The sequence below is a fragment of the Streptomyces dysideae genome, from assembly GCF_001514305.1.
Lineage (GTDB): Bacteria > Actinomycetota > Actinomycetes > Streptomycetales > Streptomycetaceae > Streptomyces > Streptomyces dysideae.
Map to the genome: position 1 here is coordinate 41,885 of NZ_KQ949126.1, position 16,323 is coordinate 58,207.

Below are 16,323 nucleotides of genomic sequence, written 5' to 3' on the forward strand. Positions count from 1 at the left end.
CGGGGGCGGTCGGGGTGGGTCAGCAGGTAGTCCGTCGCCGCGTCGTCCGGGAAGTTCCGGTGGACCACCCACAGGATCTGCCCGTCCCACAGCGGTATCCGGTACACCGGCCAGAACCCGGGCAGGTCGAGCTGGTGCTCGGCCGGGGCGAGGCCGTGTCCGGGCATCGCATACGCGGCCAGTGACGTGGGAACATCCACGCCCCGAAGGTAGCGGGCGGCACTGGCAGCGCCCCCGGATCGCCTGCCGGATAGGGTCGTACGCGTGATCGGATTCGTACGGAACGTCCGGCTGTGGTTCGTGCCCGAGCAGGTCCGGAAAGACGGCAGTACCCCCGACTACCGGTTCTCACTGGCCAACGAGCGCACCTTTCTCGCCTGGCTGCGCACCGCCCTCGCCCTGATCGGCGGCGGCTTCGCCGTGGACCAGTTCCTGCCGGACCTGCGCTGGGGCTGGCGCGTCGGGCTGGCGCTCGCGCTGCTCGCGGCCGGTGTGCTGTGCTCCCTGCGGGCCGTCAATCACTGGGTGCGCTGCGAGCGGGCGATGCGCCGCGGCGAGGATCTGCCGGTGTCCCGGTTCCCGGCGCTGCTGAGCGTCGTGGTCGCGGTCGTGGCCCTCGCCATGGTGGTCGTCGTGCTCGTCGGGTGGGAGGGGTGAGCGCCGAGACCGCCCCGGTACCGGCCCGGGATCCGGGGCTGCAGCCCGAGCGGACGCGGCTCGCCTGGCGGCGTACGACACTGTCGAGCACCGTGGCCGCCGTACTCGCCGTGAAGACCACGCTGAACGGCGGCGCCGAACCGGCCGGCATCATCGCCTGCGCCCTGTGCATCGCCGTGTGGCTGGGCTTCCTCCGCATCGCCCACCACCGCATCCGTACCCTCGCCGCGTCCCCCGAGCCCCCGGCACTCGCGCCCCGGCACGCCACGGCGACGGTCCTGAGCATCGTGGCCCTGGCGGTGTGCGCGGCGGCGCTCGTGTTCTAGTGCGGTGCGGTGCGGTCGGTCGGTCGGTCGGTCGGTCGGTCGGCCACGGCGACGTCCTGCGGTACACCGCCGGTTGCCTTCGGGGTCGGCCGGCACGTCAACGCCCCTGGCCGCCCCCGCCCCCGCCCTCCGTCTCCCAGTCCACCGTCACCACGATCTTCCCCCGCGTCCGCCCCTGCTCACTCAGCCGGTGCGCGTCCGCCGCCCGCTCCAGCGGGAACGTCTCCGACACGTGCACGGACACCGCGCCCTGCTCCGCGAGCTCGGACACCCGCAGCAGATCCTCCGCGTCGGGCCGCACGAAGTAGTACCGCCCGCCGTAGTCGAAGACGTCCGCGTCGGCGATCGACACCAGCCGGCCCTCCGGCGCCAGCAGGTTCGCCGAGACCCTGAGCGACTCGCCGCCGACGGTGTCGAACGCCGCGTCCACGCCTTCGGGCGCCAGCCCGCGCACCCGTTCGCCCAGACCCTCGCCGTATTCGACGGGCTCACCGCCCAGGCCGCGCACGAAGTCGTGGTTGGCCCGGCTCGCCGTACCGATGACCCGGGCGCCGAGGTGACGGGCGAGCTGGACGGCGATGGACCCGACCCCGCCTGCCGCCGCGTGGACGAGGACGGTCTCGCCGCGTCTGATCTGGAGGACCTTGACGAGCACCTGGTAGGCGGTCAGTCCCACCAGCGGCAGCCCGGCCGCCTCCTCGAAGGACAGGTTGCGCGGCTTGCGGGCGAGGGTGCGCAGGGGAGCGGCGACGTACTCGGCGAAGGTGCCGCGAGAGAGGAGGTCCTCGCGGACGTACCCGATGACCTCGTCACCGACGCCGAACTCCGTGACGGACACCCCCGGCCGGATCACGACCCCGGAGACGTCCCAGCCCGGGACCACCGGGAACACCGGCTCGAGGATCCCGTCCAGATACCCCTCGCGGCACTTCCAGTCGACGGGGTTCACGGCCGCCGCCCGCACCTTCACCAGCACCGAGTCGGGGCCGACCTTCGGGTCGCGCACCTCCCCGTATGCGAGCACCTCGGGACCGCCGTAGCTTGAGTAGCTGATGCCCTTCATGGCTCCGACCCTCCGGGGTACCCGGACGCCACGCAAGCCGAATGACCGGATATGCGCCGTTCGCGTGGCACCCTGTCCGACGTCATTCACCCGCACCTCCGAAGGTGAGCACCATGACCACCCTCCACGTGGAACACCCCGCCCACAGGCACGCGCACGGCCCGGACTGCGGGCACATCGAGGTGCCGCACGAGGACCACGTCGACTACGCGCACGACGGGCATCTGCACCGCGAGCACGGCGGCCACTGGGACGAGTGCGAGCAGGACGACCACGTCGCCCACGAGGGCCACGAGCACCGGCACGGCGCCGACTGCGGGCACCAGAGCGTGCTGCACGGCGACCACGTCGACTACCTGCACGACGGTCACCGCCACGCCGCGCACGAAGGCCACTGGGACGACCACTGACGCCGGTCCGCCCGTACGGCACCGGCCATCCCTGGCCGAGAGTCACCCCCGACAGCTCCCCGCCGCCCGGCGCGGGGAGCTGTCGGCCTATCGTGGCTCAGATCACGTTCACCCCGCACACTGGACGGCATACCGACTGGTCGGCATCATAAGTCGAGTCCCGTTCACCTGCCCGTAGGAGCGATGATGAGCCCCGACCATCCGCCCGGCCTCGATCTCGACCGGCTGCGCGGACTGCTCGACCGCGAGCGGCCCGGCCTCGTCCACGGCCCCCTCACCGGCCGGCTGATCGAGGGTGGACGGTCGAACCTCACCTACGCGGTCTCCGACGGCGCCTCGAAGTGGGTCGTACGGCGTCCCCCGCTCGGCCATGTCCTGGCCACCGCGCACGACATGAAGCGCGAGCACCGGGTGATCAGCGCGCTGCACCCGACGGACGTGCCGGTGCCGCGGCCGGTGCTGCTGTGCGAGAACGAGGAGGTGCTCGGGTCGCCGTTCTACGTCATGGAGTTCGTCGAGGGCATCCCGTACCGCACGGCCGACCAGCTCGCCCCGCTCGGCGCCGAGCGCACCCGGGGCGCGGTCCTGTCGCTGGTGGACACCCTCGTCGACCTGCACGCGGTGGACCCCGCCGAGGTGGGCCTCGCGGACTTCGGCCGCCCCGAGGGCTTCCTGGACCGCCAACTGCGCCGCTGGGGCAAGCAGTTGGACGCCTCCCGCAACCGCGAGCTGGACGGCGTCGACGAGCTGCACGCGGCGCTGGGTCGACAGCTGCCCCAGTCTCCCGCGCCCGCCGTCGTGCACGGTGACTACCGCCTCGACAACGTCCTGATCGGGGACGATGACCGGATCAAGGCGATCCTCGACTGGGAGATGTCGACGCTCGGCGATCCGCTCACCGACCTGGGTCTGCTGGTGATGTACAGCATGCCGCTGGACATGCCCGACTCCCCCGTCTCCACGACCGCCGAGGCCCCGGGACACCCTGATCCGGCCGACCTGGTCGAGCGGTACGCCGCACGCTCGGGGCGGGACGTCTCCGCGGTCTCCTGGTACACGGCGTTCGCCTGGTTCAAGCTCGCCGTGATCCTGGAGGGCATCCACTACCGCTACACGCTGGGCCAGACGGTCGGCCGCGGCTTCGACCGCATCGGCGACCTGGTCCCCGTCTTCATCGAGCACGGCCTGACCACTCTCAAAGCAGGACTCCAGGAAGGCTGACCGGCATGGACTTCGCGTTCGACGCACACACCGAGGAACTGCGCGCCAAGCTGCTCGCCTTCATGGACGAGTACGTCTGTCCGGCCGAAGCCGTGGCGGAGGAGCAACGCGCCCAGCTGGCCTCCCCGTGGGACACACCGGCCGTCGTCGAGGAGCTCAAGGCGGAGGCGCGCAGGCAGGGCCTGTGGAACCTCTTCCTCCCGGACTCCGAGTACGGCGCCGGACTCACCAACCTCCAGTACGCGCCGCTCGCCGAGATCACCGGCCGCTCCCCGCAGCTGGCGCCCACGGCGCTGAACTGCGCGGCACCGGACACCGGCAACATGGAGGTGCTGTCCCAGTTCGGCGACGAGCAGCAGAAGAAGCAGTGGCTGGAGCCCTTGCTCGCGGGCGAGATCCGCTCGGCGTTCGCCATGACGGAGCCCGAGGTGGCCTCGTCCGACGCCACCAACATCACCACCCTCATCGAGCGGGACGAGGGGGGCACCTCCCGCTCGAGCGGAGCCGAGAGTGGGGGAGAGTACGTCATCACCGGCCGCAAGTGGTACATCTCCGGGGCGATGAACCCGGACTGCGGGATCTTCATCGTGATGGGCAAGACGGACCCGGACGGCCCGGACATCCGCCGTCAGCAGTCGATGATCCTGGTCCCCCGCGACACCCCGGGCGTGACGGTCAAGCGCGCGATGCAGGTCTTCGGCTACGAGGACCACTACCACGGCGGCCACGCCGAGGTGATCTTCGACCACGCGCGCGTACCGGCGTCGAACCTGATCGGCGAGGAGGGCGACGGCTTCGCCATCGCCCAGGCCCGCCTCGGTCCGGGCCGGATCCACCACTGCATGCGGCTGATCGGCATGGCCGAGCGGGCGATCGAGCTGATGTGCCGGCGGGCGGTCTCCCGCGACGCCTTCGGCAAGGCGCTGGCCCAGCAGGGCGTGGTCCACAACTGGATCGCCGACGCGCGCGTGGCCGTCGAGCAGCTGCGGCTGCTGGTCCTGAAGACGGCCTGGATGATGGACACCGTCGGCAACAGGGGCGCTCACACGGAGATCCAGGCCATCAAGATCGCCACGCCCCGCACCGTCGTCGGCATCATCGACCGCGCGATCCAGCTGCACGGCGCGGGCGGTGTCAGCCAGGACTTCCCGCTGGCCGAGCTGTACGCCGGAGCGCGGACGCTGATGATCGCCGACGGGCCGGACGAGGTGCACCAGCGGTCGCTGGCGCGGCGGGAGTTGAAGAAGTACCTGTAGGCAGCGTGCGGGGCCGGTGCGGGCGTCCCCCACGCCCGCACCGGCCCCGTTCCCCGAGGTGCCGCTGCCGAGCTTTCGTTGGTCACCGCGAGGCGGCACTGGGCCCGCGCGGGCTTCTCCGCCGCCCGGGACCGACCGACTACGGGCGCAGCGCCCGCAGCAGCAGGTCCGCCAGATGGTCGGCGACCTCCTGAGGGCTGAGCGGGCCGTCGGGGCGGTACCAGGTGGACAGGTGGTGCACGGAGCCGAAGTGGTAGTCGACCACCAGGTCGGCCGGGGTCGCCTTGGAGAAGACGCCGGCCTCCTGGCCCTCCTCGATCAGCGCGCGGAAGCGCTCGTGGTAGCGGCGGCGCTCGGCGCGCACCTGTTTGTTCTTCTCCGGGCTCAGGTGGTGCATGGAGCGGAAGAAGATCATCGCGTCGTCGAGGTTCTCGATCGTGGTGACGACGACGTCGGCGGCGGCGCCTCTGAGCCGCTTCTCGATCGGCTCGTCGGCGTTCGCGAAGGCGTCCAGGCGCTCCTGCTGGACGCGCAGCACGCGCGCGTACACCTCGTGCAGGAGGTCGTCCTTGGAGCCGAAGTAGTGGTACAGCGCCCCCTTGGTGACGCCCGCCGCCTCGACGATCTCCTGCACGGAGGTGCGGTCGTAGCCCTGCTCGGCGAAGAGCCGGGTGGCGGCGGCCAGCAGCCGCTGCGGGACGGGCGCACCGTCTCCGTCGGTCGTCCTGGGCACTGTGCCGCCACCTGCCTTTCAGCTTCACTTCTGCTTGTCGTGCGCGTGCGTACGAAGTTCCCGACGGAGGATCTTCCCACTCGCCGTCTTCGGCAAGTCGGGCAGGATCTCCACCTGCCGCGGATATTTGTAGGCGGCCAGTCTCTCCCTGCAGTACGCGGCGAGCGCATCGGGGTCCTCTTCGGCACCCGGACGGAGGCTGATGTACGCCTTGACGGTCTCCCCGCGGTACCCGTCGGGCACCCCGACGACGGCCGCCTCGCGCACCGCCGGGTGCGTGTAGAGCACGTCCTCGACCTCGCGCGGCCAGACCTTGAAACCGGACGCGTTGATCATGTCCTTCTTGCGGTCGACGACGTACAGCCAGCCCTCGGTGTCCATGAACCCGATGTCGCCGGTGCGCAGCTCGCCGTCCGGGAAGGTCTCGGCGGTGGCGTCGGGACGGCGCCAGTAGCCGGGGACGACCTGCGGTCCGCGGACGACGATCTCGCCCTGCTCGCCGAAGGGCACCTCCGCACCCAGGTCGTCGACGATCCGTACGACCGTGTCGGGGCCGGGCAGCCCCACGGCCAGCGTCCCGGAGGCCGGGTCCACGGGCGCCTCCAGGCCGGGCGGGACGGAGGCGCAGGGGGCGGTGCACTCGGTCAGTCCGTAGCCGTTGCGGATGTACGGCCCGAAGCCGGCCCGGAACTTCTCCACCAGGGCGGGCGGCACCGGGGCGCCGCCGGAGGAGATCATCCGGAAGGAGGCGAAGTGGTCGCGGGTGACGGCCGGGTGGGCGGCCAGCGCCATGAAGGCGGTCGACGGGCCGACGGTGTAGTGCGGGCCGTGCTCGGCGAACGCGTCGAGGACGACACCCGCCTCGAACCGGTACGCCAGCACCAGTGTGCCCGCGCTGTCGAGACAGGCGCCGAGCTGGCACACCATCCCGGTGATGTGGAACAGCGGCGCCAGCGCGAAGTAGACGGGCGCCTCGGGCAGCCCCAGGCCGGTCCGCTGCCGCTCGGCGTTGTACATGATGTTGCCGTGCGTGTTGGTGGCACCCTTGGGGGCGCCACTGGTGCCCGAGGTGTAGCTGATCAGGGCGATGTCGGACGGGCCCGGATCCCGCCCCTCGGGCGCCTTGTGACCGGCGCGGGCCACGGCCGTGAGGTCATCGGCGTCGGCGGCCTGCGGCAGCCGCTCGAAGGTGAGCACGCGCGCGTCGTTACGAGTCTGGAAATCCAACTCACACCCGGTGAGCACGATCCGCACGCGCGAGTCGGCGGCCGTCTCGCGCAGATACGACTCCCAGGCCCGGTCGGCGCAGATCAGCGCGGCCACCTCGCCGTCCCGCAGGACGTGGGTGACCTCGCCGGCCTTGTACATGGGGTTGACGGGCACGACCGTCGCCCCCGCCTTCCAGGCCCCCAGAAGGGCGAGCACGAAGTGCGGGGAGTTCTGCAGCAGGATGGCCACCCGGTCGCCGCGCTCCAGGCCGCGGGCGGCCAGATGCCCGGCGACGGAGTCGCTGAGCTCGTCCACCTCGCGGTAGGTGAGCCGCCCGTCGAAGTAGGCGAGGAAGGTGCGGTCCGGAGTCTCGGCGACGGCCCGGCGCAGGGCGTGCACCAGGGAGTCTACGGGGTCGATCGGAGCCCGCTGCGCGTCACTGAGGAGCGCCACCCAGGGCTTGGCCGCGTACCGGGAGTCGGTCACCGGCTCGCCTCCCACTTCTGCTGGATGTGGTTCATGTTGCTGAGCCAGCGGTCGGGTTCGGCGGCCCGCACCCGGTAGTACTCGGCGACCTCGGGGTGCGGCAGGATCAGGAACCGATCCTCCTCGATGCCCTTGAACAGAGCCTCCGCGACGTCGTCCGGCTCGATCGCGGTCGGCTGGAGCACCAGGTCGCCGGCACTGCCGGTGTTGGCCAGCATGTCGGTGCGGACACCCTGCGGACAGATGGCGTGCACCTTGACACCGCGGTGGCGGTACGTCAGCGACAACCACTCGGCGAAGGCGTACGCACCGTGCTTGGTGACGCTGTAGGGCGCCGCGCCGATCATGGTCAGCAGCCCGGCGGCGGACACGGTGGACACGAACCGGCCGCTGCCCCGCTCCAGCCAGCCGGGAAGCAGTTCATGGGCGGCACGCACGTGTGCCATGACATTGACGTCCCAGGACAGCTCCCAGGCCTTGGGGTCAGCCAGCTCGACGGGGTCCGGGCCGCCGAAGGCGACGCCGGCGTTGGCGCAGAAGACGTCGACGGTGCCGCCGAGCGCCTCGCGGGCGTCGCCGACGATGGCGGAGGCGTCACCGGGAATCGCGATCCCACCGATCTCCCCGGCAACGGCCTCGGCCCTCTGGGCGTCCAGGTCGTTGACGACGACCCGGGCCCCTTCGGCGGCAAAGCGACGAGCCAGAGCGGCACCGATGCCACCCCCGGCCCCCGTGACGACCACACCGGCACCTTGAACGGCTTCCACCATCGGTCTCCTTCGACTGCGGCTCACCTGCGAGGCCCAGACTAACCGGTCGGTATGTAACAGGAAAGGGATGAGATGGCGCCCCAAGGGGCGCGGGGCTGTATCAATCTGCGGCTCCGCCGCGTGAGCGCGACCAGCCACAGACAACCCGCGGCCTCCACACCACCTGCGGGAGCGCATACCGTGCACGCCATGCGCCTATCCAGACGAGCCCTACTCGCAGCGACAACGGCAGCAGCATCACTCTCCGCAGCACCCCCCGCGGCCACGGCCGAACGCCACCGAAAACCCCGTACCGGATTCGAGCGGCTGGCAGCCGAAGGCTACGCACTCCTCAACGGCCGGCGCGTCGGTATCGTCACCAACCCCACCGGCATCACCCGCGACGCTCACCACATCGTCGACGCCATGCACGCAGACGACCGAGTAGACCTACGAGCCGTCTTCGGTCCCGAACACGGCTTCCGCGGCACGGCCCAGGCAGGCGGCTCGGAGGGCCGCTACGACGACCCGGCGACCGGCCTCCCGGTCTACGACACGTACCTCAAGAGCGGCCGCCCCCTCGCCGACATCTTCACCGCGTCCGGCGTGGACACGGTCGTCTTCGACATCCAGGACGTCGGCGCCCGCTTCTACACGTACATCTGGACCCTCTACGACTGCATGGAGGCCGCCCAGCTGGCCGGCAAACGCTTCGTCGTGCTGGACCGCCCGAACCCGGTGACCGGACGCGCGGCCCAGGGCCCGGTCCTGCACAAGGAGTTCGCGACCTTCGTCGGACGGCAGCCCATCTCGCAGGTGCACGGCATGACGGTCGCGGAGCTGGCGCGGCTGTTCAACGGGGAGTTCCTGACCACGCCGGTGCCGCTGGAGACCGTACTGATGTCGGGGTGGAAGCGGTCGGAGTTCTACGACGCCTCAGGGCTGCCCTGGGTGCCGCCGAGCCCCAACATGCCGACGCCGGACACCGCGTTGGTGTACTCGGGGACGTGTCTCTTCGAGGGCACGAACCTGTCGGAGGGGCGCGGCACGACACGGCCGTTCGAACTGCTCGGCGCCGAGGGCATCGACGGGCGCTGGGCCGCCGAGGCCAACCAACTCGGGCTGCCCGGCGTGCACTTCAGGGAGGCCTACTTCGCGCCCACGTTCTCGAAGTTCCAGGGGAGGACCATCGGGGGCGTACAGATCCATGTGCACGACCGGGCCGCGTACGACCCCGTGCGCACGGGGATCGCGCTGCTGGTGACCGCCAGGAAGGTGTGGAGCGGCTTCACTTGGCGCTCCGACCACTGGATCGACAAGCTCACCGGCTCCACCCGGGTGCGCACGATGATCGACGCCGGTGCGAGTGCCGACGAGGTGGTGGCGGGCTGGCAGGAGGAGCTGGCGGCGTTCCGGCGGGTACGGAGGGAGTACCTCCTCTACAAGTGACGCGCCAAGTGACTGCTCCCAGTGACTCCTCCGGATGAGTGACGACGTATGGCCAATCTCGCCCGGTAGCAGGACGATGCGCCCGTATCGCACCTCTACGGGGACGAGGGGGCCTGTCATGGCGGATCCGGCAGTGAGCGTGACTCCTTACTGGGAGCTGACCTTCGACGCCGACGGAGACCCGGACCGCGGGAGACGGGACCGGCTGCTGACCGAGGTCACCGAACGCGGCATCCATGACCTGGTGGTCTTCGCGCACGGCTGGAACAACGACCGCTCGGGGGCGACGCGGCTCTACGACCGCTTCTTCGCGCCGGTCCCGGAACTCGCTCCGGACGCCAGGATCGGGTACGTGGGCGTGGTCTGGCCGTCGATGCGTTTCTCCGACGAGCCGATCCCGGACTTCCCGCGGGCCGTGGCGGCGGAGACGCCCCGACGGCCGGCGCTCGACAAGGACACGCGGCACGCGCTGCTGGAGACGTTCCCCGGGCGGGCGACCGTCATCGACCAGATCGCGCGGCTGCTGGACCAGCAGCCGCGCGAGGAGTCGGAGCTGGAGGAGTTCAGGCGGCTGGTACGGATGCTGGTGGACGTCGTACCGCCGGGGCCGCAGGCGCTGTTCACCGCGGACACCCTGGTGGAGGGCGTGCCGCAGGACGAGCCGGACATGTTCTCGGGGTCCGCGGCGGCGCTGTGCGAGGAGTTCGCGCAGGCGCTGGCGCATTTCGAAGCCCCGGCCGGGGCGGCCTCGTTCAGCCTGCCCAACCCGTGGGACGGCGCGCACGAGCTGCTGCGGCAGGCGACGTACTACGCGATGAAGCGGCGCGCCGGAACGGTCGGCGAGCGCGGGCTCGGCCGGGTGGTCGGGCAACTCGCCACGCGGGCACCGAAGGTGCGGGTGCACCTCGTCGGGCACAGCTTCGGCGGGCGACTGGTGTCGTTCGCGCTGCGCGGGCTGCCCGAGGGGGTGCGCACGGTGAAGTCGGTGACGTTGCTCCAAGGGGCCTTCTCGCACTACGCGTTCGCGGCCCGGCTGCCGCACGACCCGCGCGCGGGCGGTGTGCTGCAGGGCCAGCAGAACCGCATCGACGGCCCCTTGGTGTGCTGCTACTCCCGCCACGACTCGGCGCTGAGCACCATGTATCCGCTGGCCTCGCGCATGGCGGGCGACGCGCGCGGGGTCATGGCCCTGGACATCGGGCGGACGCTGGGCGCCAAGTGGGGGGCGATGGGGCACGACGGGGTGCAGGCGGTGCCGGGGACGCGGGCGTTCACCCTGGCCGAGGCGCTGACGGCGAAGCTGCCCGCGTCGGGGTGCGTGAACATCGACGCGGCGGCGGTGGTGAAGCGCGGTGGGCCGCCGGCCGGGGCGCACAGCGACATCGTGCACAGGGAGCTGGCACGGGTGGTGCTGGCGGCGGGCCGCATCCGCTGACCCGCCGCCAGCCGTACGTCACCTGTGCGACGTGAACTCCACCACCTGCTGGTACGTCGGCCGGTTCTGCCAGCTGATCTTGCCGTGCTTGATGCCGCCCAGCTCGCGCTGGACGATCGAGTCGGCACACCACTGGTCGCCGGCCGAGCACTGCTCGTCACCGGGGTAGACCTGCGCCGCGGTCTTGCCGGCGGCCTCCTTCAGGGTGCTGATCAGGAGGTCCCGGCAGGCGCTCAGGCTGCCGCCGCCGCAGTACTTCTGGGCGAGCGGTCCCTGCACCGACTCACCGAGCACCGCCCGGATGTCCTTGTCGACATAGCTCCACCAGCCGTACTGGAAGGAGCTTCCGGCATGGGAGCCGGTCGGGCCGTGTGCGGCCGACGGGGACTCGTCGATGGGCAGGTTGTCGGTCATGGCCGTGTACAGGTCGCTGCCGAGGCCGGGTTCGAACTCGGCCTTCACCAGCAGCGGCCACCACGCGTCCAGGATCCGGATCGCGTCGGCGTCGGCGTACCTCTTCGAACCCGCCGACGTCTCCGTGCGCTTGGCGCCCGCCGTCAGCCAGGTCTGCAGTCTGCTCACCGCCGCCGCGGCCGTGGAGTCCGTGACCGGCGTGCTGTTGACGACCTTGAGGAGGTCCGGCAGTACGTCCTCCGCCCGCAGATCGGCGAGACCCGCATCGGCCATCGCCTTCACCAGCGAGGCCCGGGTCACGCCGCCCGCATCGACCAGCTTCTTCACCCGGTCCTCGAGCAGGTTGCCGCGGTGCACGGACCCGTCGCCCCAGGGCGCGGTCGTGTAGTCCTTGGCCTGCTTGTTGTTCCAGGAGATGTAGTAGTCCTGGTCGATGGAGTTGGGGTGGGCCGACGCCGGGGTGTACTGCGCGGTGTTCGTCGTCGGGTTCCAGTTCCGCCACTCGTACGCCGGCCGCGCCCACACCGGGAACTCGGCGTCGACGCCGGTCGCCCGCACCGGGTTGTCGCCGCTGTTGTAGTACGCGGTGTGCTCGGAGTCGGCGTAGAACCAGTTGAAGGTGTAGTTGATGTGCTGCACCGCGTTCTGGAAGTCCTGCGGTCCCTTCACATAATCCGGGTCGTTGAGCATCTGGAAGCCGATGATCGAGTCGGCCTCGTGCAGGAAGGACGAGCGCAAGGTGGTGTAGGCGACCTTCTTGCCGTCGACGGTCGCGCGGTGCGAGACGGGGCCGTACTCCGTGCGCCAGACCCGCATCGTGTACGAGCCCGCCGCGGTGCCGTCGGCCGTGGTCGGCTTCCAGGCGTTCTTCTGCTCGACCTTCTCCATCGCCGTGCAGGTGCCGCGGTACAGGTAGTGGTAGTCGTCCTGGCACAGCTCGACGGCGTAGGTGTCGATGATGTCCTGGCCGGAGGTCGTCGCGCTCCACGAGTAGTCCTGGCCGCGGCCGAGCTCGACGTACATGCTCAGACCGGCGAAGGAGGCGCCGCGGGCGCTGAGGCCCGGTCCCTGGATCTCCTGGAGCATCAGCAGCTGCGGCGCGAAGTAGCCGGTCTGCGGGCCGAAGACGGCGACCGGGTGGCCGCTGGCGGTGTGCTCGCCGCTCACCACGAGGGCGTTGGACATACCGCGCCGCGCGGAGGACATGGCCGTCTTCGTCGCCGTCGTCGAGGCGGTCGCGGCGGCGGAACCGGCCGCGCTGCCCGTACGGTCGTGGACGAGCTGTTCCTCGGCCACCGAACCGGCGTCCGGCAGGGCCTCGCCCTGCGGGTCGTCGGGCTTCGAGGCATACGGGAAGCTCTTGTCGTGGACGGTGACGACCGCCTCGGGGTCGTTGCGCTCGCGGAACGACTCCCAGACCTTGGTGCCCTCGGCCACGCCGTACTTCTCCTGGGCCTCCAGCAGCGAGATCGCGTTGTTGACCTCGCCCCCGCCGCCGGAGCCGAACAGCGCGCCGATCACCGAGGCCAGCGCTACCAGGTCGGTGGGCTTGAAGCGCTCGATCGTGCCTGCGTTGGTGACGGAGTCCTTGTGGCCGGTCAGGACGTACTCGCCGGGGAAGTAGCGGCCGCTGTCGGAGGCGTCGATGTAGGCGTTGATGCCGTCGATGTAGGCGTTGACGTCGGCGAGTGCCTGCCGGCCGCGTTCGCCGTTGGTGGCGACGGCGTTGTCGATCTGCGCCTGGAGATCGGCCTCGGTGTACGGGGCGTGGCGCCAGAACTCCTGTTCCAGGCCCTGGTTGGAGGGGTCGCCGCCGGCGAAGGGGGTCAACTGACCGCGGCCGACGTGCCGGAAGACGTCCATCAGCCACAGCCGGTCCTCAGCCGCCGCATACCCGGCACCGAACTCCGTGCCGTATCTGGTGGTGCCGGTGATGTGCGGCACGCCTGTCTTCTTGTCCCGGACGATCGTCACGTCGCCGCGGCCGGCCGGCTTCACGGTGGAGGCGACCTGATCGGACGGGACGCCGAACGAGGCGTCGTTGAAGAAGGTGTTGATCGTGGCGTTGGTGAGCGTCGGGTAGCCCTTGGCCAGGTTGGCGTACGGGCCGAGCTGGTCCCCGGCGTGGTCGGGCTGGGTGCCGAAAGCCTGGTTGAGGAGGATCTGGGCGAGTGTGGCGTTGCCGTTCTGGCCCGGCGGCAGGATGTCGGAGCACTGGTTACCGCAGTAGTCGTTCGCGGCTGTGACCTCGGCCGCGGCCGCCACTTGGGAAACAGGAGTCAAAAGACCGGCCATGAGTGCGCATACGGATGCGGTCTTCAGGAACCCGGGGATTGCGCGGGGAGTTCTCAGTCTGTCAAGGACGGTGCGTGAGGGACGCCGTGGCATGGCAGCTCCTACCGACGGGGGTGGGCCGGACGTTACCGCCGGTATCCCCGAGATTGAAGATGAACATGCGTCACTTTTTGAAGTCACCGCGACCGGCTTATGGAGGTCATCGGAAATCGGATGGAGCCAAATCGCTTGTCGATACGTCTATTCGGCGACGTCCGTTCGACGACGCCGAAGTGACCGAAGTGCAGGTGCAGGTGTGACGGAGGTGCAGGGCGATGGCCGGTTTCCGGAGTCTGGCGAGACAGGTGCGAGATCCGCGGTGCGACCTGGCGCTGCGGCGCTACTCACTGCGCAAGTGCCTTGAGCGGTTCGCTCCTTACGGGCACAGGGCGACCTGGGACCATCTGTGTTCCCGGGCAGGGTTCGGTCCGGAGGACCGGTCCCCCGATCCTGCGCGGCTCGTGGCCGCGTTGGACGAGCTGGAAGAGGCGCGTTCGGTCTGGCTGGCCTACGAGGTCGAGTTCGCCGAGCGGCGCCGGAAGGAAAAGCACGACGGGCTGCGCAGGCCGGGCAGCGTGGACGACTGGCACCGCCTGACCTGGGGCGGTTTCGGTGTCGCCTGGTGCGACGACCCGCGTGTCCACCCCCATGAACCACTGGCCGAGGTGCTGCGCCGGCTGATCTCCGCTTTGGAACGCGAACCGGGTGCGGAGTGCCCGGTGTGCGGCAGGGAGCGCCTGATCTGGAAGTACGACCTGGCCCATGAACCGTCGTCGGGCCCGGTCTGCACGGACTGCGGAATCGTGGTACCGCGTCCGGTGCTCACGCCCGAGGCCCTGGCCGAGTCCAGGCGCGGACGGCGACTGCTGGTGTCCGCCTAGGTACGACGGGGGTGCGCCGGGGATGCCGCACCCCCCTTTGTCGGCGCTGCCGTTGCGAGCAGTCGGTGATCAGGTCGTAGAGCCAGGTGTCGGCGCAGCTCACGAGATGCGTGTCCGTCACCGGATGCGCGTCGAAGCGGTCGAGCAGCGGGGTCATGTCTCCCAGGATCGTGGCGCACGTCTCGAACACGTCGTGGACTGGGTACGGCGGCTCGGGTGTCGTGAGGACGTCCTGCCACCAGGCGAGGACGAACGTCTCGACGGCGGCCGCCTGGTCTGCGGGCCGCGCCCGCCAGTCCACGCGGCTCAGGCCGTTGGTGCCCGAGCCGACGCCTTCCATGCTGCCGTCCGCCATCGCCCGTGCGGTCTGCGGCAGCAGGCGGCGCATCACGGCGGCGTGGTCCTCGAAGTGGGTGGGGACCCGGTGACTGGGGGGAGGGCTGTCGCCAAGGCCGTGCGTCCGGCGTATCTGACGCGGAAGGGTGGGACGGAGTTCGAGTGAGGCCGGGTTTGTCAGTACCCGGTGGTGGTGCGGGGGGCACGCAGCCCGGCGCTGACGGGGTGCCGCCTCTCCTTGGGACGGGCGCCACCCCAAACGGCACAACCGCCCGCAGGCAGACGGATCCGGCTGTCCGCGGGCTACCTCCTCCCCGCGCTCCCCTTCCGTTCCACCATCAGGCGTGAGCCCGCGAGGCGTTCGCCGAAGACGTCGTCGGGGTTGGAGAGGACGCAGGTGTCCAGGGAAAGGCAGCCGCAGCCGATGCAGTCGGTCAGGTGGTCGCGGAGGCGGTTCAGCTGTTTGATGCGTTCGTCCAGTTCGGAGCGCCAGGTCTCGGAGAGGTTGGCCCAGTCCTCGCGGGTGGGGGTGCGTTCCTCGGGGAGTTGAGCCAGGGCGTCACGGATCGTCGCCAGGGGGATGCCCACGCGTTGGGCGGCGCGGACGAAGGCGACGCGGCGCAGGGTGTCCCGGCTGTAGCGGCGTTGGTTGCCCGAAGTGCGGCGGCTGGCGATCAGGCCCTTGGACTCGTAGAAGTGCAGGGCGGAGACGGCGGCGCCGCTCCGGGCGGCGAGCTGGCCGACCGTGAGCTCGTGGATCTTCTCGGGGATCTGGGGCACCCCTCAGACCCTACCTACCGCCTCACTCCCCCGGTCCGTTGACAGGGACTCCACCCCCTAGCATGCTAAGCAGTTGCTTAGCATTGATGCCCGACATGACGAGTGTGCGACCGGGAGGCCAGCGACATGGCAGAGCCGAGGATCTTCACCTCCGCCGACGACCTGAAGGCGGCGGTGGGCGAGCAACTGGGATACAGCGACTGGGTGGAGATCGACCAGAAGCGGATCGATCTCTTCGCGGACGCCACCGGCGATCACCAGTGGATCCACGTCGATCCGGAGAAGGCGGCCGTGGGGCCGTTCGGCACCACGATCGCGCACGGGTATCTGACCCTGTCACTGCTGCCGCTCTTCGGCCCGCAGCTGATCAAGGTCGAGGGTGTGAGGATGGGCGTCAACTACGGCACCAACAAGGTCCGCTTCCCCGCTCCCGTCCCGGTGGGCTCCCGACTCCGCGCCACCGCCACCATCACTGGCGTCGACGACGTCGCGGGCGGCGTCCAGGTCACCGTCGCGTTCACCGTGGAGCGCGAGGGCGGCGACAAGCCGGTGTGCGTCGCGGAGTCCGTCTCGCGGTACTACCT

Annotated in this window: 16 protein-coding genes; 9 read left to right on the plus strand and 7 right to left on the minus strand. The window is 70.4% G+C overall.

Annotated elements, in window-relative coordinates; translation table 11 throughout:
- Positions 1 to 264 precede the first annotated feature (264 nt).
- Positions 265 to 657 carry a YidH family protein gene (locus AQJ91_RS44425; RefSeq protein WP_067034702.1) on the plus strand — a complete coding sequence of 131 codons (393 nt, stop codon included), beginning with the start codon at positions 265 to 267 and terminating at the stop codon, positions 655 to 657.
- On the plus strand, positions 654 to 983 hold the full coding sequence (locus tag AQJ91_RS44430; RefSeq protein ID WP_067034704.1) for a DUF202 domain-containing protein: 330 nt from the start codon (positions 654 to 656) through the stop codon (positions 981 to 983). Before AQJ91_RS44425 ends, AQJ91_RS44430 begins: the two co-directional genes overlap by 4 nt.
- Before the next feature lie 97 nt (positions 984 to 1,080).
- Here the strand turns inward: AQJ91_RS44430 and AQJ91_RS44435 are convergent, their stop codons facing one another.
- On the minus strand, positions 1,081 to 2,046 hold the full coding sequence (locus AQJ91_RS44435; RefSeq protein WP_067034705.1) for an NADP-dependent oxidoreductase: 966 nt from the start codon (positions 2,044 to 2,046) through the stop codon (positions 1,081 to 1,083).
- Between the two features lie 113 nt (positions 2,047 to 2,159).
- Here AQJ91_RS44435 and AQJ91_RS44440 point away from each other — a divergent pair, with 113 nt between their 5' ends.
- The 3 genes from AQJ91_RS44440 to AQJ91_RS44450 all read left to right on the plus strand — a co-directional run bounded on the left by AQJ91_RS44440 (position 2,160) and on the right by AQJ91_RS44450 (position 4,933).
- On the plus strand, positions 2,160 to 2,456 hold the full coding sequence (locus tag AQJ91_RS44440; RefSeq protein WP_067034706.1) for a hypothetical protein: 297 nt from the start codon (positions 2,160 to 2,162) through the stop codon (positions 2,454 to 2,456).
- 186 nt (positions 2,457 to 2,642) lie between these two features.
- Entirely contained in the window at positions 2,643 to 3,677 is a 1,035-nt protein-coding gene (locus AQJ91_RS44445; protein WP_067034734.1) for a phosphotransferase family protein, read from the plus strand.
- Positions 3,678 to 3,682: 5 nt separating this feature from the next.
- Positions 3,683 to 4,933 carry an acyl-CoA dehydrogenase family protein gene (locus tag AQJ91_RS44450; RefSeq protein WP_067034709.1) on the plus strand — a complete coding sequence of 417 codons (1,251 nt, stop codon included), beginning with the start codon at positions 3,683 to 3,685 and terminating at the stop codon, positions 4,931 to 4,933.
- A gap of 139 nt (positions 4,934 to 5,072) precedes the next feature.
- Here the strand turns inward: AQJ91_RS44450 and AQJ91_RS44455 are convergent, their stop codons facing one another.
- From AQJ91_RS44455 to AQJ91_RS44465, 3 genes are read right to left on the minus strand one after another with little or no spacing between them, the layout of a single operon-like run.
- A complete protein-coding gene (locus AQJ91_RS44455) occupies positions 5,073 to 5,666 on the minus strand; it encodes a TetR/AcrR family transcriptional regulator (protein ID WP_067034711.1) in 594 nt (197 codons plus the stop codon).
- 24 nt (positions 5,667 to 5,690) lie between these two features.
- Complete coding sequence (locus tag AQJ91_RS44460) at positions 5,691 to 7,361, minus strand: class I adenylate-forming enzyme family protein (RefSeq protein WP_067034737.1); 1,671 nt, start codon at positions 7,359 to 7,361, stop codon at positions 5,691 to 5,693.
- Positions 7,358 to 8,131, minus strand: coding sequence for an SDR family oxidoreductase (locus tag AQJ91_RS44465; protein ID WP_067034714.1), 774 nt, complete (start codon positions 8,129 to 8,131; stop codon positions 7,358 to 7,360). Before AQJ91_RS44465 ends, AQJ91_RS44460 begins: the two co-directional genes overlap by 4 nt.
- A gap of 189 nt (positions 8,132 to 8,320) precedes the next feature.
- Here AQJ91_RS44465 and AQJ91_RS44470 point away from each other — a divergent pair, with 189 nt between their 5' ends.
- A complete protein-coding gene (locus tag AQJ91_RS44470) occupies positions 8,321 to 9,559 on the plus strand; it encodes an exo-beta-N-acetylmuramidase NamZ family protein (protein ID WP_067034717.1) in 1,239 nt (412 codons plus the stop codon).
- Between the two features lie 118 nt (positions 9,560 to 9,677).
- Positions 9,678 to 10,994: a serine-threonine protein kinase gene (locus AQJ91_RS44475; RefSeq protein WP_067034720.1), complete on the plus strand. Its 1,317-nt coding sequence runs from the start codon at positions 9,678 to 9,680 to the stop codon at positions 10,992 to 10,994.
- Positions 10,995 to 11,012: 18 nt separating this feature from the next.
- Here the strand turns inward: AQJ91_RS44475 and AQJ91_RS44480 are convergent, their stop codons facing one another.
- A complete protein-coding gene (locus AQJ91_RS44480; protein WP_079085673.1) occupies positions 11,013 to 13,796 on the minus strand; it encodes a penicillin acylase family protein in 2,784 nt (927 codons plus the stop codon).
- A 221-nt stretch (positions 13,797 to 14,017) separates the two neighbouring features.
- Here AQJ91_RS44480 and AQJ91_RS44485 point away from each other — a divergent pair, with 221 nt between their 5' ends.
- Positions 14,018 to 14,623 (plus strand): hypothetical protein, encoded by a 606-nt coding sequence (locus AQJ91_RS44485; RefSeq protein WP_067034722.1) that lies wholly within the window; start codon positions 14,018 to 14,020, stop codon positions 14,621 to 14,623.
- Here the strand turns inward: AQJ91_RS44485 and AQJ91_RS51330 are convergent.
- A complete protein-coding gene (locus AQJ91_RS51330; RefSeq protein WP_234383409.1) occupies positions 14,565 to 15,014 on the minus strand; it encodes a hypothetical protein in 450 nt (149 codons plus the stop codon). The genes AQJ91_RS44485 and AQJ91_RS51330 overlap by 59 nt on opposite strands.
- 248 nt (positions 15,015 to 15,262) lie before the next feature.
- On the minus strand, positions 15,263 to 15,739 hold the full coding sequence (gene soxR / locus AQJ91_RS44495; protein WP_067034728.1) for a redox-sensitive transcriptional activator SoxR: 477 nt from the start codon (positions 15,737 to 15,739) through the stop codon (positions 15,263 to 15,265).
- A gap of 126 nt (positions 15,740 to 15,865) precedes the next feature.
- Between soxR and AQJ91_RS44500 the strand changes: the two genes are divergently transcribed.
- A partial coding sequence (locus tag AQJ91_RS44500; protein ID WP_067034741.1) for a MaoC family dehydratase occupies positions 15,866 to 16,323 on the plus strand: 458 nt, incomplete at its 3' end.